The sequence below is a fragment of the Hydrogenophaga flava NBRC 102514 genome (genome assembly GCF_001571145.1).
Taxonomy (GTDB): Bacteria; Pseudomonadota; Gammaproteobacteria; order Burkholderiales; family Burkholderiaceae_C; genus Hydrogenophaga; species Hydrogenophaga flava.
Map to the genome: position 1 here is coordinate 112,209 of NZ_BCTF01000013.1, position 19,835 is coordinate 132,043.

Annotated in this window: 17 protein-coding genes and 4 tRNA genes; 16 read left to right on the plus strand and 5 right to left on the minus strand. The window is 64.1% G+C overall.

Annotation, left to right across the window (positions count from 1 at the left end):
- The first annotated feature begins 11 nt into the window (after positions 1 to 11).
- The 7 genes from lon to HFL01S_RS12940 all read left to right on the plus strand — a co-directional run bounded on the left by lon (position 12) and on the right by HFL01S_RS12940 (position 5,037).
- A complete protein-coding gene (gene lon / locus HFL01S_RS12910) occupies positions 12 to 2,444 on the plus strand; it encodes an endopeptidase La (RefSeq protein ID WP_066259025.1) in 2,433 nt (810 codons plus the stop codon).
- 86 nt (positions 2,445 to 2,530) lie between these two features.
- A tRNA-Gly gene (locus tag HFL01S_RS12915) sits at positions 2,531 to 2,606 on the plus strand.
- Positions 2,607 to 2,676: 70 nt separating this feature from the next.
- Positions 2,677 to 2,750 (plus strand) — tRNA-Cys (locus HFL01S_RS12920).
- Between the two features lie 17 nt (positions 2,751 to 2,767).
- Positions 2,768 to 2,843 (plus strand) — tRNA-Gly (locus tag HFL01S_RS12925).
- A gap of 133 nt (positions 2,844 to 2,976) precedes the next feature.
- A tRNA-Leu gene (locus HFL01S_RS12930) sits at positions 2,977 to 3,065 on the plus strand.
- A gap of 52 nt (positions 3,066 to 3,117) precedes the next feature.
- Positions 3,118 to 3,741, plus strand: coding sequence for a DUF6806 family protein (locus HFL01S_RS12935; RefSeq protein WP_066259028.1), 624 nt, complete (start codon positions 3,118 to 3,120; stop codon positions 3,739 to 3,741).
- A gap of 3 nt (positions 3,742 to 3,744) precedes the next feature.
- Positions 3,745 to 5,037 (plus strand): MFS transporter, encoded by a 1,293-nt coding sequence (locus HFL01S_RS12940; protein WP_066259030.1) that lies wholly within the window; start codon positions 3,745 to 3,747, stop codon positions 5,035 to 5,037.
- A gap of 24 nt (positions 5,038 to 5,061) precedes the next feature.
- On the opposite strand, the gene murI is transcribed toward HFL01S_RS12940, so the two are convergent.
- Genes murI through HFL01S_RS12955 form a run of 3 tightly spaced genes read right to left on the minus strand, consistent with a single transcriptional unit; the run spans position 5,062 to position 8,052 of the window.
- The gene (murI, locus tag HFL01S_RS12945; protein WP_066259033.1) at positions 5,062 to 5,877 is read right to left on the minus strand and encodes a glutamate racemase; all 816 of its coding nucleotides are present in this window, start codon (positions 5,875 to 5,877) and stop codon (positions 5,062 to 5,064) included.
- Positions 5,874 to 7,412, minus strand: a complete 1,539-nt coding sequence (locus HFL01S_RS12950) for a fumarate hydratase (protein WP_066259035.1) — start codon at positions 7,410 to 7,412, stop codon at positions 5,874 to 5,876. Before HFL01S_RS12950 ends, murI begins: the two co-directional genes overlap by 4 nt.
- A 37-nt stretch (positions 7,413 to 7,449) precedes the next feature.
- On the minus strand, positions 7,450 to 8,052 hold the full coding sequence (locus HFL01S_RS12955; protein WP_066259040.1) for a TIGR00645 family protein: 603 nt from the start codon (positions 8,050 to 8,052) through the stop codon (positions 7,450 to 7,452).
- A gap of 185 nt (positions 8,053 to 8,237) precedes the next feature.
- Between HFL01S_RS12955 and acs the strand changes: the two genes are divergently transcribed.
- Positions 8,238 to 10,232, plus strand: a complete 1,995-nt coding sequence (gene acs / locus HFL01S_RS12960) for an acetate--CoA ligase (protein ID WP_066259043.1) — start codon at positions 8,238 to 8,240, stop codon at positions 10,230 to 10,232.
- Positions 10,233 to 10,330: 98 nt separating this feature from the next.
- On the opposite strand, the gene HFL01S_RS12965 is transcribed toward acs, so the two are convergent.
- Positions 10,331 to 10,636, minus strand: coding sequence for a c-type cytochrome (locus tag HFL01S_RS12965; protein WP_066259045.1), 306 nt, complete (start codon positions 10,634 to 10,636; stop codon positions 10,331 to 10,333).
- 125 nt (positions 10,637 to 10,761) lie between these two features.
- On the opposite strand from HFL01S_RS12965, the gene HFL01S_RS12970 reads away from it, so the two are divergent.
- The 8 genes from HFL01S_RS12970 to HFL01S_RS13005 all read left to right on the plus strand — a co-directional run bounded on the left by HFL01S_RS12970 (position 10,762) and on the right by HFL01S_RS13005 (position 19,309).
- Positions 10,762 to 11,001, plus strand: a complete 240-nt coding sequence (locus HFL01S_RS12970) for a TIGR04438 family Trp-rich protein (protein ID WP_066259048.1) — start codon at positions 10,762 to 10,764, stop codon at positions 10,999 to 11,001.
- Positions 11,002 to 11,118: 117 nt separating this feature from the next.
- Positions 11,119 to 12,975, plus strand: a complete 1,857-nt coding sequence (ilvD, locus tag HFL01S_RS12975) for a dihydroxy-acid dehydratase (protein WP_066259124.1) — start codon at positions 11,119 to 11,121, stop codon at positions 12,973 to 12,975.
- A gap of 38 nt (positions 12,976 to 13,013) precedes the next feature.
- Positions 13,014 to 13,817, plus strand: coding sequence for a prolipoprotein diacylglyceryl transferase (gene lgt, locus HFL01S_RS12980; protein ID WP_066259051.1), 804 nt, complete (start codon positions 13,014 to 13,016; stop codon positions 13,815 to 13,817).
- 108 nt (positions 13,818 to 13,925) lie between these two features.
- Positions 13,926 to 14,594 (plus strand): GntR family transcriptional regulator, encoded by a 669-nt coding sequence (locus HFL01S_RS12985; protein ID WP_066259053.1) that lies wholly within the window; start codon positions 13,926 to 13,928, stop codon positions 14,592 to 14,594.
- The gene (locus tag HFL01S_RS12990; protein ID WP_066259055.1) at positions 14,591 to 15,931 is read left to right on the plus strand and encodes a malonyl-CoA decarboxylase domain-containing protein; all 1,341 of its coding nucleotides are present in this window, start codon (positions 14,591 to 14,593) and stop codon (positions 15,929 to 15,931) included. Before HFL01S_RS12985 ends, HFL01S_RS12990 begins: the two co-directional genes overlap by 4 nt.
- Before the next feature lie 40 nt (positions 15,932 to 15,971).
- Entirely contained in the window at positions 15,972 to 16,961 is a 990-nt protein-coding gene (locus tag HFL01S_RS12995; protein ID WP_066259060.1) for a Bug family tripartite tricarboxylate transporter substrate binding protein, read from the plus strand.
- Between the two features lie 21 nt (positions 16,962 to 16,982).
- Positions 16,983 to 17,750, plus strand: a complete 768-nt coding sequence (locus tag HFL01S_RS13000; protein WP_066259062.1) for an enoyl-CoA hydratase/isomerase family protein — start codon at positions 16,983 to 16,985, stop codon at positions 17,748 to 17,750.
- A gap of 17 nt (positions 17,751 to 17,767) precedes the next feature.
- On the plus strand, positions 17,768 to 19,309 hold the full coding sequence (locus tag HFL01S_RS13005) for a malonate--CoA ligase (RefSeq protein WP_066259064.1): 1,542 nt from the start codon (positions 17,768 to 17,770) through the stop codon (positions 19,307 to 19,309).
- A gap of 58 nt (positions 19,310 to 19,367) precedes the next feature.
- On the opposite strand, the gene HFL01S_RS13010 is transcribed toward HFL01S_RS13005, so the two are convergent.
- Positions 19,368 to 19,811: a universal stress protein gene (locus tag HFL01S_RS13010; RefSeq protein ID WP_066259066.1), complete on the minus strand. Its 444-nt coding sequence runs from the start codon at positions 19,809 to 19,811 to the stop codon at positions 19,368 to 19,370.
- Positions 19,812 to 19,835: the final 24 nt, after the last annotated feature.

Sequence of the window (19,835 nt, forward strand, 5' to 3'; positions counted from 1 at the left end):
AGAGGTCTGAAATGTCCGGACAAGTCCCCCTGCCCAGCACGCCTGTAGACCTGCCACTGTTGCCTTTGCGCGATGTGGTGGTCTTTCCCCACATGGTGATTCCGCTGTTTGTCGGTCGCCCCAAGAGTATCAAGGCGCTGGAGGCGGCGATGGAAGCCGAGCGCCGCATCATGCTGGTGGCACAGAAAGCCGCCGCCAAGGACGAGCCTTCCACGGACGACATGTTCGAGATGGGCTGTGTCGCCACCATTCTGCAGATGCTCAAGCTGCCAGACGGCACCGTCAAGGTGCTGGTGGAGGGAGTCCAGCGCGCCAAGGTGCTGTCGATCGTGGACGGTGAAAGCCACTTCGTGGCCCACGTCACACCGATCGATCCGGCACAGGAGCGCTCTGCCACACAGACCAACGAACTCGAAGCGCTGCGCCGCGCCGTGATGCAGCAGTTTGACCAGTACGTCAAACTGAACAAGAAGATTCCGTCCGAGATCCTGACCTCGATCTCCAGCATCGACGATCCGGGTCGCCTGGCCGACACCATCGCCGCGCACCTGCCTCTGAAGCTGGAGTCCAAGCAGGTGGTGCTGGATCTTGATCCGATCAACAAGCGGCTGGAGAACCTGTTCGAGCAGCTCGAGCGCGAGGTCGACATCCTGAACGTTGACAAGAAAATCCGTGGTCGCGTCAAGCGCCAGATGGAGAAGAACCAGCGCGACTTCTACCTCAACGAGCAGGTCAAGGCGATCCAGAAGGAGCTTGGCGAAGGCGAAGAGGGCGCCGACATCGAGGAAATCGAGAAGAAGATCAAGGCGGCCAAGATGCCTGCCGAAGCGCGCAAGAAGGCAGAGGCAGAGTTCAAGAAGCTCAAGCTGATGTCGCCCATGTCGGCGGAGGCCACGGTGGTGCGCAACTACATCGACGCGCTGGTGGCATTGCCCTGGAGCAAGAAGACCAAGATCAAGCACGATCTGGCGTTTGCCGAGGGAGTCCTGAACGAAGACCACTATGGTCTGGAGAAGGTCAAGGACCGGATTCTTGAGTACCTCGCGGTGCAGCAGCGCGTGGACAAGGTTAAGGCACCGATCCTGTGCCTCGTCGGACCTCCGGGCGTGGGCAAGACCTCGCTCAGTCAGTCGGTGGCCAAGGCCACCGGGCGCAAGTACGTGCGCATGGCGCTGGGTGGTATGCGAGACGAGGCCGAGATCCGCGGGCACCGCCGTACCTACATCGGCGCCATGCCCGGCAAGGTGCTTCAGAGCCTGTCCAAGGTGGGTACTCGCAATCCTCTGTTCCTGCTGGATGAAATCGACAAGCTGGGCACCGACTTCCGGGGCGACCCGTCGTCAGCCCTGCTGGAGGTGCTCGATCCCGAGCAGAACCACACCTTCGGTGACCACTACGTCGAGGTCGATTTCGATCTGTCGGACGTGATGTTCGTGGCGACGTCCAACTCGATGAACATCCCGCCGGCCCTGCTGGACCGCATGGAAGTGATCCGTCTTTCCGGCTACACGGAAGACGAAAAAACCAATATTGCCATGCGCTATCTGCTTCCCAAGCAGGTGAAGAACAATGGCATTCGCGATGGCGAGCTGGAGGTCAAGGAAGAGGCGGTAAGGGATATCGTTCGCTACTACACCCGCGAGGCCGGTGTGCGTTCGCTCGAGCGCGAGCTCTCCAAGATCTGCCGCAAGGTGGTCAAGGGCTTGCTGCTCAAAAAATACACCCCCACAGTGGTGGTCGACGCCGATAACTTGAGCGACTTCCTGGGTGTGCGCAAGTACACGTATGGCCGGGTCGAGCAACAGAACCAGGTGGGTCAGGTTGTGGGACTTGCGTGGACCGAAGTGGGCGGCGATCTGCTGACCATCGAGGTCGCCAGCATGCCCGGCAAGGGCGGCACCATCCGCACCGGCTCGCTGGGTGATGTGATGAAGGAGTCTGTGGAGGCTGCGCGCACCGTGGTTCGCAGCCGTGCCCGGCAGCTGGGCATCAAGGATGAGCAGTTCGACAAGCGCGACATTCACATCCACGTCCCTGATGGCGCCACGCCGAAGGACGGCCCCAGCGCAGGGGCGGCCATGACCACCGCGCTGGTGTCGGCGCTCACCGGTATACCGGTCCGCGCCGATGTCGCGATGACCGGGGAGATCACCCTTCGGGGTGAGGTCACGGCAATCGGTGGCTTGAAGGAAAAGATGCTGGCCGCGCTCCGTGGTGGCATCAAGACGGTCATCATTCCTGAAGAAAACGTCAAGGACCTTGCCGAGATACCCGACAACGTCAAGCAAGGGCTCGAGATCGTTCCGGTCAAATGGATCGACAAGGTGTTGTCCATCGCCTTGGAGCGGCAGCCGGTGCCCTTGACCGATGAAGAGGTGGCGGCTCAAGTGGCCGCAGCCGCAGGGAGTGCCCCCGCGCCTGCTCCTGGAGCAGTCAAGCACTGAGCAAAAAATACGTGGGTCTTGAAAAAGACTCGTTTTTTGCGCTAGAATTTCAGCTTCTGACGAACATCACCAAACGTCAGAAACATGCGGGAATAGCTCAGTTGGTAGAGCGCAACCTTGCCAAGGTTGAGGTCGCGAGTTCGAACCTCGTTTCCCGCTCCAGTTTAAAAAGGGAAGCCCGGCTTCCCTTTTTTGTCGGTTGCATCAACGCGGTCTTCGCGTCGGTGAATCGGGCGCGATAGCAAAGCGGTTATGCAACGGATTGCAAATCCGTCTAGTCCGGTTCGACTCCGGATCGCGCCTCCAGTCACACTGGAATTTTTGCGGGAATAGCTCAGTTGGTAGAGCGCAACCTTGCCAGGGTTGAGGTCGCGAGTTCGAACCTCGTTTCCCGCTCCATTCATCAGAAAAAGGGAAGCACCGCTTCCCTTTTTTCTTTGGTTCGATGCATGTCTGTCAGACATTCAAAGGCTCTGTCCCTCGGCCTGCCGGAGTGGCCCCAGAATGAACCTGCGACAATGGCCCGCAGTTCGCCTCGATGGTGAAATTGGTAGACACAGCGGACTTAAAATCCGCCGACCCTAACCGGTCGTACCGGTTCGATTCCGGTTCGAGGCACCACGCCCACCGCCCGACTATGCGTGGGGCGCTTTCGCCGCTACAGTGAGTTTCCATGACCCGATACAACGCGCCTTTTGAAATCCATGTGCATGGGGATGTTCCTCTGCGCGAGGATGTGGCCTACGCCCAGATTCAGGACGCGCTCAAGCCTCTTTGGCAGTACGCTGGCGCCCGTTCCCTGGCCGCTGCTGCCGAGAGTGCCTACGAGGACGAGCCGGGTATCCGCTTTGATGCGCAAGAGCATGTGCTGCAGATGTGCTGGACGGTCCCCGGTGACGAGGACTTCCGGCAGGTGATCGAAGAGGCCTGCATGGGCCTGAATGAAATCGCCTCTTCCGGTGCCCCGATCGAGGTGTCCTTCTACGATACCGAGTTCGACGAAGAGGAGGCGCCCGAAGATGAAGAGGCGCGCGACGACTTCATGATGTGCTTCGTGGGCCCGACGCCAGCGGCGATCATGCAGGTCCAGCGCGATCTGCTGGTTCAGGACGTGGTCCACATCATGGAGCGGCATTTCGATGCATCGGAGCTCAACGATGTGGTGGCCTCGATTGACCGCCTGTTCAACCAGCGGTTTGATGCCCTGGTGAACTCGATGCAGCTGGGTCGCCCTCCCCGTGGCCATGGTGGGTCATCCGGGCATGGGGGAGGGCGCAAGCCGCGCCACCTTCACTGACGCATGTCCCAGGCGGCGGCCGGTGCCTTGAACCCTGGCGTGCGCAAGCGCGAGGTGTGGGCATGGGCCATGTACGACTTCGCCAACTCTGGATACACAACGGTTGTTCTCACGGCCGTTTTTTCTGCCTATTTCGTGGGGGCCGTGGCCGGTGGTGCGTCTTGGGCGACGTTCGCGTGGACGGCGAGCCTGAGCCTCTCCTACGCCATCGTGATGCTCACCATGCCGGTGGTGGGCGCGTGGGCCGACCGCCATGGTGCCAAAAAGCGTCTGCTGGCTGTCAGCACAGTGGGGTGCGTCGCGTCGACGATGGGGTTGTCACAAGTGGGGCCGGGGGAGGTCGCATTGGGTGTTCTCCTCATCGTGTTGTCCAACGTGTTCTTCTCGTGGGGCGAGTCGTTGAGCGCGGCGTTCCTCCCGGAGCTGGCACGCCCGGAGGCACTGGGGCGGGTCAGCGGCTGGGGCTGGAGTTTTGGCTACCTCGGCGGCATGCTGGCGCTGGGGCTGAGCCTGGTGGTGGTGATCCAGTCGCAGGCGGCTGGTGAGCCCGCGACCCAGTTCGTTCCAAAGACCATGTGGATCACGGCGGGCGTGTTTTCTATTGCGTCCTTGTGCACGTTCGTCTGGCTGCGTGAGCGCGCGGTCCGCCATTCCGGCGGTGGACTGGGGCAGGCCTGGGCTCAGTTGCTGACGACCTACCGCAGAGCCCGCCAATACCGCGACTTCATGTGGTTGTTGGCCTGTGCGGTGGCCTACCAGGGCGGTGTGGCCGTCACGATCGCGCTGGCCGCCATCTACGCAGAGCAGGTCATCGGTTTCGTGCAGCAGGAGACCATGGTGCTGATCTTTGTGCTGAACATTGCGGCGGCTGTCGGTGCCTTCGCCTTTGGCCATTGGCAGGACCGGATCGGTCACAAGCTTGCCTTGAGCGTGACGCTGCTGGGCTGGGTCGCGACTTGCGTGATCGCAGCCCTCACGACGACCAAAGGGGGATTCTGGTACGCAGCGGCCATCGCCGGTCTGTGCATGGGGTCCAGCCAGTCCGCGGGGCGGGCGATGGCGGGATTGTTTGCACCCGCGGCGCAGCTGGCGGAGTTCTATGGTCTGTGGACCTTTGCCACCCGGCTGGCCAGCATCATCGGGCCGCTGACTTATGGAATCATCGCCTGGGGAACGGGTGGCAACCAGCGACTGGCGATCGCCTCCACCGCAGTCCTGTTCGTGATCGGATGGCTGTTGTTGCAGCGGGTGGATGTCGAGCGCGGCCGACGGGCTGCGTTGGCGGCCGAAGCCTGAGCCCTGGCTCTTGCATGGGTGGGCTCAGCAGATGAATTGCTGACCTGGAACATTCAGTCCCAGCCACCGGTGAGCCGCGCGGGCCAGCGGCTCCGGGTCACCGGTCGACAGCAACGTGACGCCAGGGAGCGAGCCAGAGGCGTGCGGGCGGTCGGGCAATTCTTTCAGCACCGCCTGTGTGCGTTTGGCCACCGGGACACCGGTCTCGACCAGCGCGACTTCCGGGCCAGTCAGTGCACGAAGCACGTCGGCGGCGAAGAGGTAGTGGGTGCAACCCAGTACCAGGGTGTCGATGGCCGGTAGATCCTCCCGGTCGGCCTTGAGCGCCTCCCAGTAGCGCTTGCAGAGGCTTTGTATGGTGACTTTGTCGTCACGCTCGATGGCATCGGCCAGCCCGTCACAGGCCTGGCTGCTGAAGTGGAGCGGTGAGTCTGAGCTGCTTTCCAGGCGCTGTCGCAGCCGGGCGTAGCGTTCGCTCTCGACCGTCCCTCGCGTGGCCATTACACCCACGTGACCGGTTCGTGTGAGGGCGGCCGCGGGTTTGAGCGCTGGTTCGACTCCCACGATGGGCCAGTCTGCGTGCTCCGCTCGCAGGCCCTCGATGGCCAGCGCTGTGGCGGTATTGCAGGCCACCACCAGGGCGTCGATGCCGAAGTGATGGCGCAGGCCCTCCGTGATCCGGTGGGCGCGCTCCGCGATCTGCTGCGGGTTTCGTTCGCCATAGGGCGCGTGGGCGCCGTCAGCGAGGTACACGAAGTGCACCTGTGGCATCTCGGCCAGCAGCGCGCGCAGCACGCTCAGGCCCCCGACGCCGCTGTCGAACACACCGATCGTTTTCAAGCGGCAGCGACCGTGATGCCTTTGAACTTGCCGGTGGCGATGCGCTTTTCCCACTCGGCAGGACCCGTGACGTGGGCACTGGTGCCGCCGGCGTCGACCGCGACAGTCACCGGCATGTCGACCACGTCGAACTCGTAGATGGCTTCCATGCCCAGGTCGGCGAAGCCCACCACCTTGGCGGCCTTGATGGCCTTGGAGACCAGGTAGGCGCTGCCACCCACGGCCATCAGATAGGCGCTCTTCGCATCCTTGATGGCCTCGATGGCGGTCGGGCCACGCTCGGCCTTGCCGACCATGGCGATGAGGCCGGTCTTCTCCAGCATCATGCGGGTGAACTTGTCCATGCGGGTGGCAGTGGTCGGGCCGGCCGGGCCGACCACTTCCTCGCGCACCGGATCGACCGGGCCGACGTAGTAGATGACGCGGTTGGTGAAGTCCACCGGAAGTTGCTCGCCCTTGGCCAGCATGTCCTGGATGCGTTTGTGTGCGGCATCGCGGCCGGTGAGCATCTTGCCGTTGAGCAGCAGGGTCTGGCCTGGTTTCCAGCTGGCCACTTCTTCCTTGGTCAGGGTGTTGAGGTCGACGCGCTTGGACTTGTTGTAGTCCGGCGCCCAGTGCACGTTGGGCCACAGGTCGAGGCTGGGTGGGTCCATGTAGACCGGGCCGGAGCCGTCCATCACGAAGTGGGCGTGGCGCGTGGCTGCGCAGTTCGGGATCATCGCAATGGGCTTGGACGCGGCGTGTGTCGGGTAGGTCTTGATCTTGACGTCGAGCACGGTGGTCAGGCCGCCGAGGCCCTGGGCGCCGATGCCCAGTGCGTTGACCTTTTCGTACAGCTCGATGCGCAGCTCTTCGAGCTTGTTCTGCGGACCGCGCTGCAGCAGCTCGTACATGTCAATGTCATCCATCAGCGCTTCCTTGGCGAGCAGCGCTGCTTTCTCAGCAGTGCCGCCGACGCCGATGCCCAGCATGCCCGGCGGGCACCAGCCAGCGCCCATGGTCTGCACGGTCTTGAGCACCCAGTCGACGATGTTGTCGCTGGGGTTGAGCATATATACCTTGGACTTGTTCTCGGAACCGCCACCCTTGGCTGCGACGATGACGTCGACCTTGTCACCGGGCACCACCTCCATGAACACCACGGCCGGCGTGTTGTCCTTGGTGTTCTTGCGTTCAAAGATCGGGTCAGACAGGACCGAGGCGCGCAGCTTGTTGTCGGGGTTGTTGTAGCCGCGGCGCACACCTTCGTCGATGGCTTCCTGGATGCTGCCAGTGAAGCCTTCCCACTTCACGTCCATGCCGATCTTGAGGAACACGTTGACGATGCCCGTGTCCTGGCAGATCGGGCGCCTGCCTTCGGCGCACATGCGGCTGTTGGTCAGGATCTGCGCGATGGCGTCCTTGGCGGCCGCGCTCTGCTCGCGCTCGTAGGCACGTGCCAGGTGCGCGATGTAGTCGGCCGGGTGGTAGTAGCTGATGTACTGCAGGGCGGCGGCAATCGACTCGATGAGGTCGTTCTGGCGGATGGTGGTCATGGGGCGTTTCCGGGGATGGTTCTTGGAGGCAATCGGATCAGTGATCGGTTTTTTCGGCCACCGGGTGCATGATGCGGTCGGTGGCGGCAATCGCCATGGCGCTGAGCAGGAAGACCACGTGGATGATGGTCTGCCACATCAGTACCTGCTCCGAGTAGTTGGCGGCGTTGATGAAGGTCTTGAGCAGGTGGATCGAGCTGATGCCGATGATGGCGGTGGCCAGCTTGACCTTGAGTACCGAGGCGTTGACGTGGCTCAGCCACTCCGGCTGATCGGGGTGGTTTTCCAAGTGCATGCGGCTGACGAAGGTTTCGTAGCCGCCAACGATCACCATGATCAGCAGGTTGCTGATCATCACCACGTCGATCAGCGCCAGCACCACCAGCATGATGATGGTCTCGTTCAGGGCGGTGACCTCAAAGCCGTCCTTGTAGCCGATGCTCTTGACCAGGGCTGCAAGCGCGTTCTGGTTGCCGAAGGCCGCTTCGATCAGGTGAACCAGCTCCACCCAGAAGTGGAAAACATAGATGGCCTGTGCCGCGATCAGCCCGATGTAAAGCGGCAGCTGCAGCCAGCGGCTGGCGAAAATCAGGTTGGGCAGGGCACGCGTGGATCCGGGGGTTTTGACGGGGTCGCTCATGGGCAGGGTAGGGATTAGACTCGCGCTGGCTCAGGGCTTGCGCACTGTGCGGAATTGTAGAAGCCCCCGCCGCCGGGGTCTCTTCAAATGGTCTCAGGATGCGCCAGTCCATGTAAGTGGCTCGTAAGAGCCCTTGCGCACATTCGCCGGGTTCTTTGTTCCCCCACCCCAGAGGAGACCTGTACATGTCCACGCCTTCGTCGTCGATTGAATCCACCTTGGTCGAAAACCGCGTCTTCGAACCGTCCGAGGCCATCCGCAAGGCCGCCCGGATTTCGGGGATGGATGCCTACAACGCTCTGTGTGCCGAGGCCGAAAAAGACTTCGAAGGCTTCTGGGCGCAGCGCGCCCGCGAGACCCTGACCTGGAGCAAGCCTTTCACCAAGGTGCTCGACGAGTCGAACAAGCCGTTCTACAAGTGGTTCGAGGACGGCGAACTGAACGCCTCGTTCAACTGCCTCGACCGCCACATGGGCACACCGGTCGAGAACAAGACCGCGATCATTTTTGAAGCCGACGGCGGCGAGGTCACCAAGGTCACCTACAAGGAACTGCTGGCCAAGGTGTCTCAGTTTGCGAATGCGCTGAAGGCGCGTGGCGTGAAGAAGGGTGACCGCGTGGTCATCTACATGCCCATGACCATCGAAGGCGTGGTGGCCATGCAGGCCTGCGCCCGCATCGGCGCCACCCACAGCGTGGTGTTCGGTGGCTTCTCCGCCAAGGCGCTGCAGGAGCGCATCCAGGACGCCGGCGCCGTGGCCGTGATCACCGCCAACTACCAGTTGCGCGGTGGCAAGGAACTGCCGCTGAAGTCCATCGTGGACGAAGGCATTGCCATGGGCGGTTGCGAAACCATCAAGGACGTGATCGTCTTCCAGCGCACCCAGACTGCGGTGAACATGGTCGCTGGCCGCGACAGCTTCATGCACGACGTGATGGCCAGCCAGTCCACCGAATGCCCCGCCGAGATGGTCGGTGCCGAACACCCGCTGTTCGTGCTCTACACCTCCGGTTCCACCGGCAAGCCCAAGGGCGTGCAGCACAGCACCGGCGGCTACCTGCTGTGGGCCAACCTGACGATGAACTGGACCTTCGACCTGAAGGACAACGATGTGTTCTGGTGCACGGCCGACATCGGCTGGATCACCGGCCACAGCTACGTGGCCTACGGCCCGCTGGCCGCCGGCGCTACCCAGATCGTGTTCGAAGGCGTGCCCACCTACCCGAACGCCGGCCGCTTCTGGCAGATGATCGAGAAGCACAAGTGCACGATCTTCTACACCGCGCCGACGGCCATCCGCTCGCTGATCAAGGCCGCCGAAGGCGACGAAAAGGTGCACCCCAAGAACTGGGACCTGACCAGCCTGCGCCTCATGGGCTCGGTGGGTGAGCCGATTAACCCAGAAGCCTGGATGTGGTACTACAAGCACGTGGGTGGCGAGCGTTGCCCCATCGTGGACACCTTCTGGCAGACCGAGACTGGCGGCCACATGATCACGCCGCTGCCGGGCGCCACGCCGCTGGTGCCGGGCTCCTGCACGCTGCCGCTGCCGGGCATCACCACCGCCATCGTCGACGAGACGGGCAACGACGTGCCCAACGGCGCGGGGGGCATCCTGGTCGTCAAGAAGCCGTGGCCATCGATGATCCGCACCATCTGGGGCGACCCGGAGCGCTTCAAGAAGAGCTACTTCCCCGAAGAGCTCAAGGGCTACTATCTGGCCGGCGACGGTGCGGTGCGCAGCGCCGACCGTGGCTACTTCCGCATCACCGGCCGCATCGACGACGTGCTGAACGTGTCGGGCCACCGCATGGGCACGATGGAAATCGAATCGGCCCTGGTGGGCAAGACCGACCTGGTGGCCGAGGCCGCCGTGGTGGGTCGTCCGGACGATCTGACCGGTGAGGCCATCGTGGCTTTCGTGGTACTCAAGCGCTCGCGTCCCACCGGTGATGAGGCCAAGGCCATCGCCAAGGAACTGCGCGACTGGGTGGGCAAGGAGATCGGTCCGATCGCCAAACCCAAGGACATCCGCTTCGGCGACAACCTGCCCAAAACCCGTTCGGGCAAGATCATGCGCCGCCTGCTGCGTTCGATCGCCAAGGGTGAGGCCATTACCCAGGACACCTCCACGCTCGAGAACCCGGCGATCCTGGATCAGCTGTCGGAAAACAACTGATTTTTTCGGAGCCGCCCTGGTGCCCGAAAAGGCACAGGGCGAAAAAAACCCGCTGGAATCCAGCGGGTTTTTTGTTGGTGTGTCCTGTGCGAAGCGACTTACTTCAGGCTCAACACCCAGGCCGCCAGTTTCTTGGCTTCGGCTTCGCTGACTTGCGTGTTGGCCGGCATGGGAATCGCACCCCAGACGCCGGAACCGCCCTTGACGATCTTGCTGGCCAGCATGTCGGCGGCTTTGGCGTCGCCCGCGTACTTCTTGGCCACATCCTTGTAGGAGGGGCCAACCAGCTTCTTGTCGACCGCATGGCAGGCCATGCAGTTCTTGGCGGTGGCCAGAGCCTGATCAGCCATGGCGGAGGTGGAGATAGCGGCCATCGCAGCCATAATCATCAGAGCACGTTTCATGGTGTTGTCCTCGTGGGTGGAAGTGAGAAGTTCACGAGCCGCGATTCTAGCGAGTCGATCGGGGACGCCCCATGCTTCTTTACAGAAGTTTGCCCGTCTTTATCGGACCTTTACTGGAGGGTGTGATGTATTTGTTGGCCGTCGGAATTGCCCTGTTGCTGATGAGGTATCTGGAGATCGGTTTCATGGCCGGCGTGTCATGGTGGTGGGTCGCAGTGCCTTTCGGTTTGACGGTTGCCTGGTGGGCCTGGGCCGACACCACCGGCTACACCAAGCGCAAAGAAGTGGAGAAGATGGACAGGAAGAAGAAAGAGCGCATCGACAAGCAGCGCGCGGCGCTCGGCATCCGGACACGCAAGCGCTGAACCGTACGGTTGCCCGTCCCCCTTGCTCCGGCCGGGCTTTCAGGTGCAGGGTGCAGGGCCCTGCGGGATAATTTGAGGCTGTCAGCCCGCATTCCGTTCATCAACTTCATCCACCCCATGCCCGCTTACCGTTCCAAGACTTCCACCGCCGGCCGCAACATGGCTGGTGCCCGCGCCCTGTGGCGTGCCACCGGCATGAAGGATGGCGATTTCGCCAAGCCCATCATCGCCATCGCCAACAGCTTCACGCAGTTTGTGCCGGGGCATGTGCACCTCAAGGATCTGGGGCAGCTGGTGGCTCGTGAGATCGAGGCCGCCGGTGGTGTGGCCAAGGAGTTCAACACCATTGCTGTGGACGACGGCATCGCCATGGGTCACGACGGCATGCTTTATTCGCTGCCCAGCCGCGAGCTGATCGCCGACTCGGTGGAATACATGGTCAACGCCCACTGCGCCGACGCCCTGGTATGCATCTCCAACTGCGACAAGATCACCCCTGGCATGCTGATGGCCGCCATGCGTCTGAACATCCCTGTGGTGTTTGTCTCCGGCGGTCCCATGGAGGCGGGCAAGGTGCGGCTGGCCAACCCGCAGTCCCAGACCATCGAGATCAAGAAGCTCGACCTGGTGGATGCGATGGTGATGGCCGTGGACAGCAAGGTGAGCGAAGCCGATCTGGCCGAGGTCGAGCGTTCGGCTTGCCCGACCTGCGGCTCCTGCTCGGGCATGTTCACCGCCAACTCCATGAACTGCCTGGCCGAAGCGCTTGGCCTGGCGCTGCCGGGCAACGGTACCGTGGTGGCCACGCACGCCGACCGCGAGCAGCTGTTCAAGCGTGCGGGCCGCACGGCCGTGGCGCTGTGTGAGCGCTTCTACGAACAGGGTGACGAGTCGGTGCTGCCTCGTTCGGTGGGCTTCAAGGCCTTCGAGAACGCGATCACGCTCGACATCGCCATGGGCGGCTCGACCAACACCATCCTGCACCTGCTGGCCATCGCGCAGGAGGCCGGCATCGACTTCACCATGACCGACATCGACCGCCTCTCGCGTGTCGTGCCGCAGCTGTGCAAGGTGGCTCCCAACACCAACAAGTACCACATAGAGGACGTGCACCGGGCCGGCGGCATCATGGCCATCCTGGGCGAGCTGGACCGTGCGGGCAAGCTGCACACCGACGTGCCAACCATCCACGCCAAAACGATGAAGGACGCGCTGGACCAGTGGGACATTGCGCGCAATCCGTCCGACGAGGTCAAGACCTTCTACATGGCGGGCCCGGCCGGTATTCCGACGCAGGTGGCGTTCAGCCAGTCCACGCGCTGGCCCAGCCTCGACCTGGACCGGGCCGAAGGCTGCATCCGCTCCTTTGACCACGCGTTCTCGAAAGAGGGCGGTCTGGCGGTGCTGCGCGGCAATATTGCGCTCGACGGCTGCGTGGTGAAGACGGCTGGCGTGGACGAGTCCATCCTGGTGTTCGAGGGTTCGGCCTATGTCACCGAGTCCCAGGACGAGGCGGTGGCCGAGATCCTAGCCGACAAGGTCAAGGCCGGTGACGTGGTGATCGTGCGCTACGAGGGTCCCAAGGGCGGTCCCGGCATGCAGGAAATGCTCTACCCCACGAGCTACATCAAGTCCAAGGGACTGGGCAAGGCCTGTGCGCTGCTGACCGACGGTCGCTTCTCTGGTGGCACTTCGGGTCTGTCAATCGGTCACTGCTCGCCCGAGGCCGCGGCCGGTGGCGCCATCGGTCTGGTGCGCCAGGGCGACCGCATCCGCATCGACATCCCCAACCGCAGCATCAACGTGCTGGTGAGCGACGAGGAACTGGCCAAGCGCCGCGCCGAGCAGGACGCCAAGGGCTGGAAGCCTGCCCAGCCGCGCCCGCGCAAGGTGACAGCTGCGCTCAAGGCCTACGCCTTGCTGGCCACCTCGGCCGACAAGGGTGCTGTCCGCAATCTGTCGATGCTGGACTGACCGGAAGGGGACATGGCCTGCGTGCACAATCGCAGGCCATGTTGATTCATCCCCAGATCGATCCCGTCGCCCTGCAGCTTGGCCCGCTGGCCATTCATTGGTATGGGCTGACCTATCTCGCTGCCTTCGGGCTGTTCATCCTGCTTGGGCGTGCCCGCCTGAAGCATGAGCCTTTTGCCTCGATCCGCACGCCCAGGCCCTGGGAGGGCAAGGATGTCGAGGACATCCTGTTCCTGGGCGTGATGGGTGTGGTGCTGGGCGGGCGCATCGGCTACTGCCTGTTCTACAAGCCTGCTTACTACCTGAGCCACCCGCTGGAGGTCTTTGCAGTCTGGCAGGGTGGTATGAGCTTTCACGGAGGCATGCTGGGCGTGCTGGTGGCGATGGTCTGGTACGCGAGCAGCCGCCAGCGTCCCTGGTTGCAGGTGATGGACTTCGTGGCGCCCTGCGTGCCCACCGGTCTGGCGGCCGGTCGGGTGGGCAACTTCATCAATGGGGAGCTCTGGGGGCGGGTGGCTGACCCCTCGCTGCCCTGGGCCATGGTCTTCCGTGGCGCGGGAGACCTGCCGCGCCACCCTTCGCAGGTCTACCAGTTCCTGCTCGAAGGCTTGCTGCTGTTTGTGCTGTTGTGGTGGTACGCGCGCAAGCCACGAGCGACGGGGCAGGTGGGCGGCGCCTTCCTGTTCGGCTACGGCCTGTTCCGCTTCACTGCGGAGTTTTTCCGGGAGCCGGATGCCCACCTGGGCCTGTTGTCCCTGGGCATGAGCATGGGGCAATGGCTGTGTGTGCCCATGATCCTGGGCGGCTCCGCGCTGTGGGTCTGGGCTGGCCGGCGCGGCTGAACGCACACGACGTTTTCTGAGGGTTTGTACGGGCTTGCGCCCGGAAGGAGCCTCTCTAGAATTACCCGTAATTACAGGTAATCACGGAGCGGATCTTCCGAACGCCTCATGCGACTGGTGCTCAACTCCCTGCACGAAGAAGTGGCCGCCAAGTTGCGCGACCGCATCTTTGCGGGTGATCTGGCGCCAGGACGCTTCATCGACGAGCCGGCACTCTGTGCGGAACTGTCGATCTCTCGCACGCCGCTGCGCGAGGCGCTCAAGGTGCTGACGGCCGAAGGCCTGGTGCGGCACGAGCCGCGGCGCGGCTGCTTTGTCAGTGAAATCACCGAGCGCGATCTGGACGAGATTTTCCCGGTCATCGCCCTTCTGGAAGGGCGGTGCGCGTTCGAGGCCGCCAACAACGCGACCGACGCCGACCTGGCGGCACTGGAGCAACTGCACGACCGCCTGCAGCGCAGCGCCAAGGCCAAGCGCATCACCGAGTACTACGAAACCAACTTCGCGATTCACGAGGCCATCATCGTGCTGGCCAACAACCGCTGGCTGGCGCAGGTGATCGGCGACCTGCGCAAGATCGTCAAGCTCGCGCGCCTGCAGCAACTGCATGCACCCGGCCGGCTGGAACAAAGCCTGTCGGAGCACATGGCGGTGTACGCCGCACTCAAGGCCAGGGATGCCGAGGGGGCGGAGGCGGCCATGCGGACCCACCTGACCCGCCAGCGCGTGGCGCTGCGCGACCTGGCCCGTCTCCACACGTCGAGGATCTCCGCATGAACACCAGGGAATGGCTGAGCGAACGAGTTTCCCGCCTGCGTGCGCCGGCAGCGACACCCCAGCCAGCGCCCGCGCGTTCCACGCACGAGCGGCTCAAGGCCCGCCTGCGCCAGGGCGAAGAGGCGCTGTCGCCCCGCGCGCTGCGGCAGAAGCTGGACGAGCTCAAGGGCATTGTCGATCCGCTGGTCAGCGAGGTGGAGGGCGGCCGCCGCGCCGGCGAGCTGATTGACTGGTACGCCACTGCCTCACCGGCCCATCGGCGCGATCTGTGGCTGCTCATGAGCGAGCGCTTCCTGGCCGACCCTGCGCAGGTCAAGGCCGCGCAGCAGAAATACGCCGCCGCGGTGGGCACACCCGACGAAGCCGCGGCCGAAGTGCTGTACCGCCGCGCCACCGTGTCGCCCCGCCGGCGCCTGCTGCAGCGCTTCAGTGCCCACCCGGATGGCATTCCTTTTCTGGTCAACCTGCGCGCCGAGATGCAGCCGCAGCTGAAGGCCGACAAGCGCCTGCTCGCGCTGGACGTGGAGATGGAGTACATGTTCTCCACCTGGTTCGATGTCGGCTTTCTGGAGCTGCGCCGCATCAGCTGGGATTCGCCCGCGTCGCTGGTGGAGAAGCTGATCAAGTACGAGGCGGTGCACGACATCCGCAGCTGGGGCGACGTGAAGAACCGCCTGGACAGCGACCGCCGCTGTTACGGCTTCTTCCACCCGCGCCTGCCGGGCGAGCCGCTGATCTTCGTGGAGGTGGCGCTGATCAACGAGATCGCCGCCAGCATCACGCCACTGCTGGACGAGTCCGCCGCGCCGGCCGACCTGGACCGTGCGACCACGGCTATCTTCTATTCCATCAGCAACACCCAGACCGGCCTGCGCGGTGTGAGCTTCGGCGATTCGCTGATCAAGCGCGTGGTTGAGTGCCTGCACGAGGAGTTTCCGCGCCTCAAGACCTTCGCCACGCTTTCACCGATTCCCGGGCTGCGGTCCTGGCTGGGCAAGCACGCGCCTGCCGAGTTGCTGCAGGCCTGGGAGGCGGCGCCGGATCTGGTCGAGAAGTCGCCCCCGCGCGTGGCCCTCAAGCAGTGGGCGGCGCGCTACCTGGCCCAGGAACTGCAGGATGGCAAGCCGCTGGATGCGGTAGCGCGCTTCCACCTGGGCAACGGCGCCCGAGTCGAGCGCCTGAACTGGGCCGCAGACCCGTCGGCCAAGGGGCTCAAGCAGTCCTATGGGCTGATGGTCAACTACCTCTACGATCTCAAGAAGCTCGACCGCAACCGGGCCGCGCTCGCGCAAGGCAAGATCCCCGTCGCTCCGGCGATCAAGGACCTGCTGCCCTGACGCGAAACATGTTCACCACAACCACAACGGAGACAAACCAATGCAAGCAACAGGATTCAAGCGGCGCGATGTGCTGCGCGCGGTCGCGGCGGGTGCCGCGGTGTACGGCACCGTGGGCCATGCCCAGAGCACCTGGCCGACCAAGCCGGTCACGATGATCGTGCCGTTCCCGGCTGGCGGTGGCACCGACGCCTTCGCGCGCCCGATGGCGGCCCAGTTCACCAAGCTCTCGGGCAAGTCACTGGTGATCGACAACCGCGGTGGCGCTGGCGGTACGCTGGGCGCGGGCATCGCGGCCAAGGCCGCGCCCGACGGCTACACCCTGTTCATGGGCGCGGTGCACCACACCATCGCGCCCAGCATGTACCCAAAGCTGGACTACGACCTTGAACGCGATCTGGTGCCCCTGATCCTGGTGGCCAGCGTGCCGCAGGTGCTGGTGGTCAACGCCAAGAAGCACGGCAACATGGACTTCAAGGCCTTCCTGGCCGAGATCAAGGCCAATCCCGGCAAGCTCAACTATGGGTCGGCTGGCGGCGGCACCTCGCACCACCTGGCCGGCGAGCTGTTCAAGCAGCAGAGCAAGACCTTCATCACCCACATCCCGTATCGTGGCGCGGGTCCTGCGCTCAACGACCTGATCGCCGGCAACGTGGACATGATGTTCGACGGCCTGGGCTCGTCGGCCGGCCACATCAAGGGTGGTCGCATCAAGGCCCTGATGGTGTCGGGGACCAAGCGCAGCCCGGCATTCCCCGATGTGCCGTGTGCCGCCGAGCTGGGTCTGCCCGACTACACGGTGACCACCTGGTACGGCATCTGGGCGCCCAAGGGCTCGCCGGCCGATGCGCAGGCGCGGGCCGTTGAAGAGATCCGCAAGGCCGTACAGGCCGACGACGCCAAGACGGTCTGGGCGGCGCAAGGCGCCGAGTTCCCCAACCTCACTGGCGCCCAGTTCGACGGCTTCATCAAGGCCGAGATCAAGAAGTGGGCACAGGTGGTCAAGGCCTCGGGCGCGAAACTCGACTGATCTGTCGCCACGGTCCCGCCCATGTCTGGTCACATCCGCCTGCACCTTGAAGACGCCATCGCCCGCGTCACCCTGAGCAACCCGTCCAAGTTCAACGCCATGTCGCGTGCGATGTGGCGCGAGCTGCGGCGGGTGTTCAACGAGCTGCAGCAGCGCAGCGAGGTGCGTGCGGTGGTGGTGGCGGGCGAGGGCGGACACTTCTGTGCGGGCGGTGATATTGCCGAATACACCGACTTCCGTTTCCACCCCGACGGCCTGCGCGATTTCCACGAGAACGACGTCTGGGGCGGCCTCTCGGCCATGCTGGCCTGCGACCTGCCCGTGATCGCGCAGATTGAAGGCAACTGCATGGGCGCGGGCGTGGAAATCGCCAGCTGCTGCGACATCCGCGTGGCGGGGCAGGGTGCGCGCTTTGGTGCGCCGATCGCCAAGCTGGGTTTTCCGATGGCGCCGCGCGAGGCCGAGCTGGTGGCGCGCGAGGTGGGCCTGGCCACCGCACGGCAGATGCTGCTGGAGGCCGCGGTGCTGGACGCACCGACCCTTCTCGCGCGCGGCTTCCTGCACACCGTGCTGCACGACGCAGACGTACCCGCCGAGGCCCAGCAACGCGCCCTGCGCATCGCGCGTCTGGCGCCGCAGGCCGCGCGCCTGAACAAGCAGGCCTTGCGCGCGCTGGCGGGCGGGCAGGGCGCCGAAACCCTGGTGCCCTCCGCCTACGACTACGCCGACAGCGCCGAACACCGCGAAGGCATTGCCGCCTTCCTGGCCAAGCGGCCACCGAACTTCTGAACCTCCCACGCCACACCATGAGCAACCAGAACCTGTTCGTCGCGCTGCGCGACGCCTTCCCCGCCGACCTCGACCGCACCGCGGTGGAGACCGACAACGGCCTGTCCTATTCCTGGCGCGACCTGGACCGCGCCACCGCCATGGTGGCCAACCTGCTGGACTCGCTGGACCTGCCACCGGCCTCGCGCATCGCAGTGCAGGTGGAAAAGTCGGTCGAGGCCATGGTGCTGTACCTGGCCACGCTCAGGGCCGGTCATGTGTTCCTGCCGCTGAACACGGCCTACCAGAGCGGCGAGATCGAGTACTTCATCGGCAACGCCGAGCCTGCGGTGGTGGTCTGCAGCCCGAAGAACCATGGCTGGGTCAGCAAGATCGCGTTCACCGCGGGCACGCAATACGTCTTCACGCTGGGCGACGACCGCACGGGCAGCCTGCTGGAGCGCGCGGCTCACCACAGCGACCGCCACACGCCAGCAGTGCGCAAGGACGACGACCTGGCCGCCATCCTCTACACCAGCGGCACCACCGGCCGCAGCAAGGGCGCCATGCTCACGCACGGCAACATGCGCAGCAATGCGCTGATGCTGCGCGACTACTGGCAGTGGCAGAAGGACGACGTGCTGATCCACGCGCTGCCCATCTTCCACGTGCACGGCCTGTTCGTGGCCATCCACGGCGCGCTCATCAATGGCAGCAAGATGATCTGGCTGAGCAAGTTCGATCCGAAGCTGGCCATCAGCAAGTTCCCCGAAGCCACGGTCTTCATGGGCGTGCCCACGCTGTACGTGCGAATGCTGGCAGAACCGTCGCTGACGAAGGCGCAGGCCGCGCACATGCGCCTGTTCATCTCGGGCTCCGCGCCACTGCTGATCGAGACTTTCACCGAATGGCAGCAGCGCACCGGTCACACCATCCTGGAACGCTATGGCATGAGCGAGACGGTGATGCTGACCTCCAACCCCTGTGGTGAAGACCCGCGTTACCCGGGACAAACCGAGCGCCGCGGCGGCACGGTGGGCTTTCCGCTGCCGGGCGTCACCCTGCGCGTGATGGAGGACGACGGCAAGGCGGTGGCGCCAGGCGAGATCGGTGGCATCCAGGTCAAGGGACCCAACGTGTTCAAGGGCTACTGGCGCATGCCCGAAAAGACGGCCGAGGAGTTCACCGCCGACGGTTTCTTCAGGACCGGTGATGTGGGCAAGGTGGACGATCGCGGCTACGTCACCATTGTCGGGCGCAGTAAGGATCTGATCATCTCCGGTGGCTACAACGTCTACCCGGCCGAGATCGAGGGCTACATCAACGACATGCCTGGGGTGGCCGAGAGCGCGGTGATCGGCGTGCCGCACCCGGACTTCGGCGAAGTGGGCGTGGCGGTAATCATCACCAAGCCCGGCGTCACGGTGGACCCGGACCAAGTGATCGCCGAACTCAAGGCGAAACTTGCCAACTTCAAGATTCCCAAGCGCTGCGTGGTGGTGGCCGAGCTGCCGCGCAACACCATGGGCAAGGTTCAGAAGAACCTGCTGCGCGAGCAGTACAAAGGCTCGTTCGCCTGAATCTGCGGGTACAAAGCAAAAGGCCCGCGGTCGCGGGCCTTTTGCTTGAGGTGCTCGCTCAGCGCAGGACGAGCACAGGGATGTGCGAGTGCGTCAGCACCTGCTGCGTCTCGCTGCCCAGCAGCAGGCGCTTGATCCCCTTGCGGCCGTGCGAGGCCATCACGATCAGGTCCACCTTGTTGCGTTTGGCCGCAGCGATGATGGCTTCGGCGACCAGGTCGGACTTGACGGTGATCGGCTTGACCTTGACCTCCCGCTTCTGGCCAGCGGCCTTGACCGCGTTGACCGCCTCCATGGCTTCATCGTTCCACTGCTTCTCGATGCGGGCCACCTCTGCCGCCGCCAGTGCCACGCCGCCTTCGAAATAGGTCTGCGGGTAGCGCGGCACCACCTTCAGGGCCACGACCTCGGCACCGGTGATGTCGGCCAGGCCAATGGCGTGTTCCACGGCCATGTTGGACAGTTTGGAGCCATCGGTGGCCACGAGGATGCGCTTGTACATGCTGATCTCCGGTGTGTAGTGGTT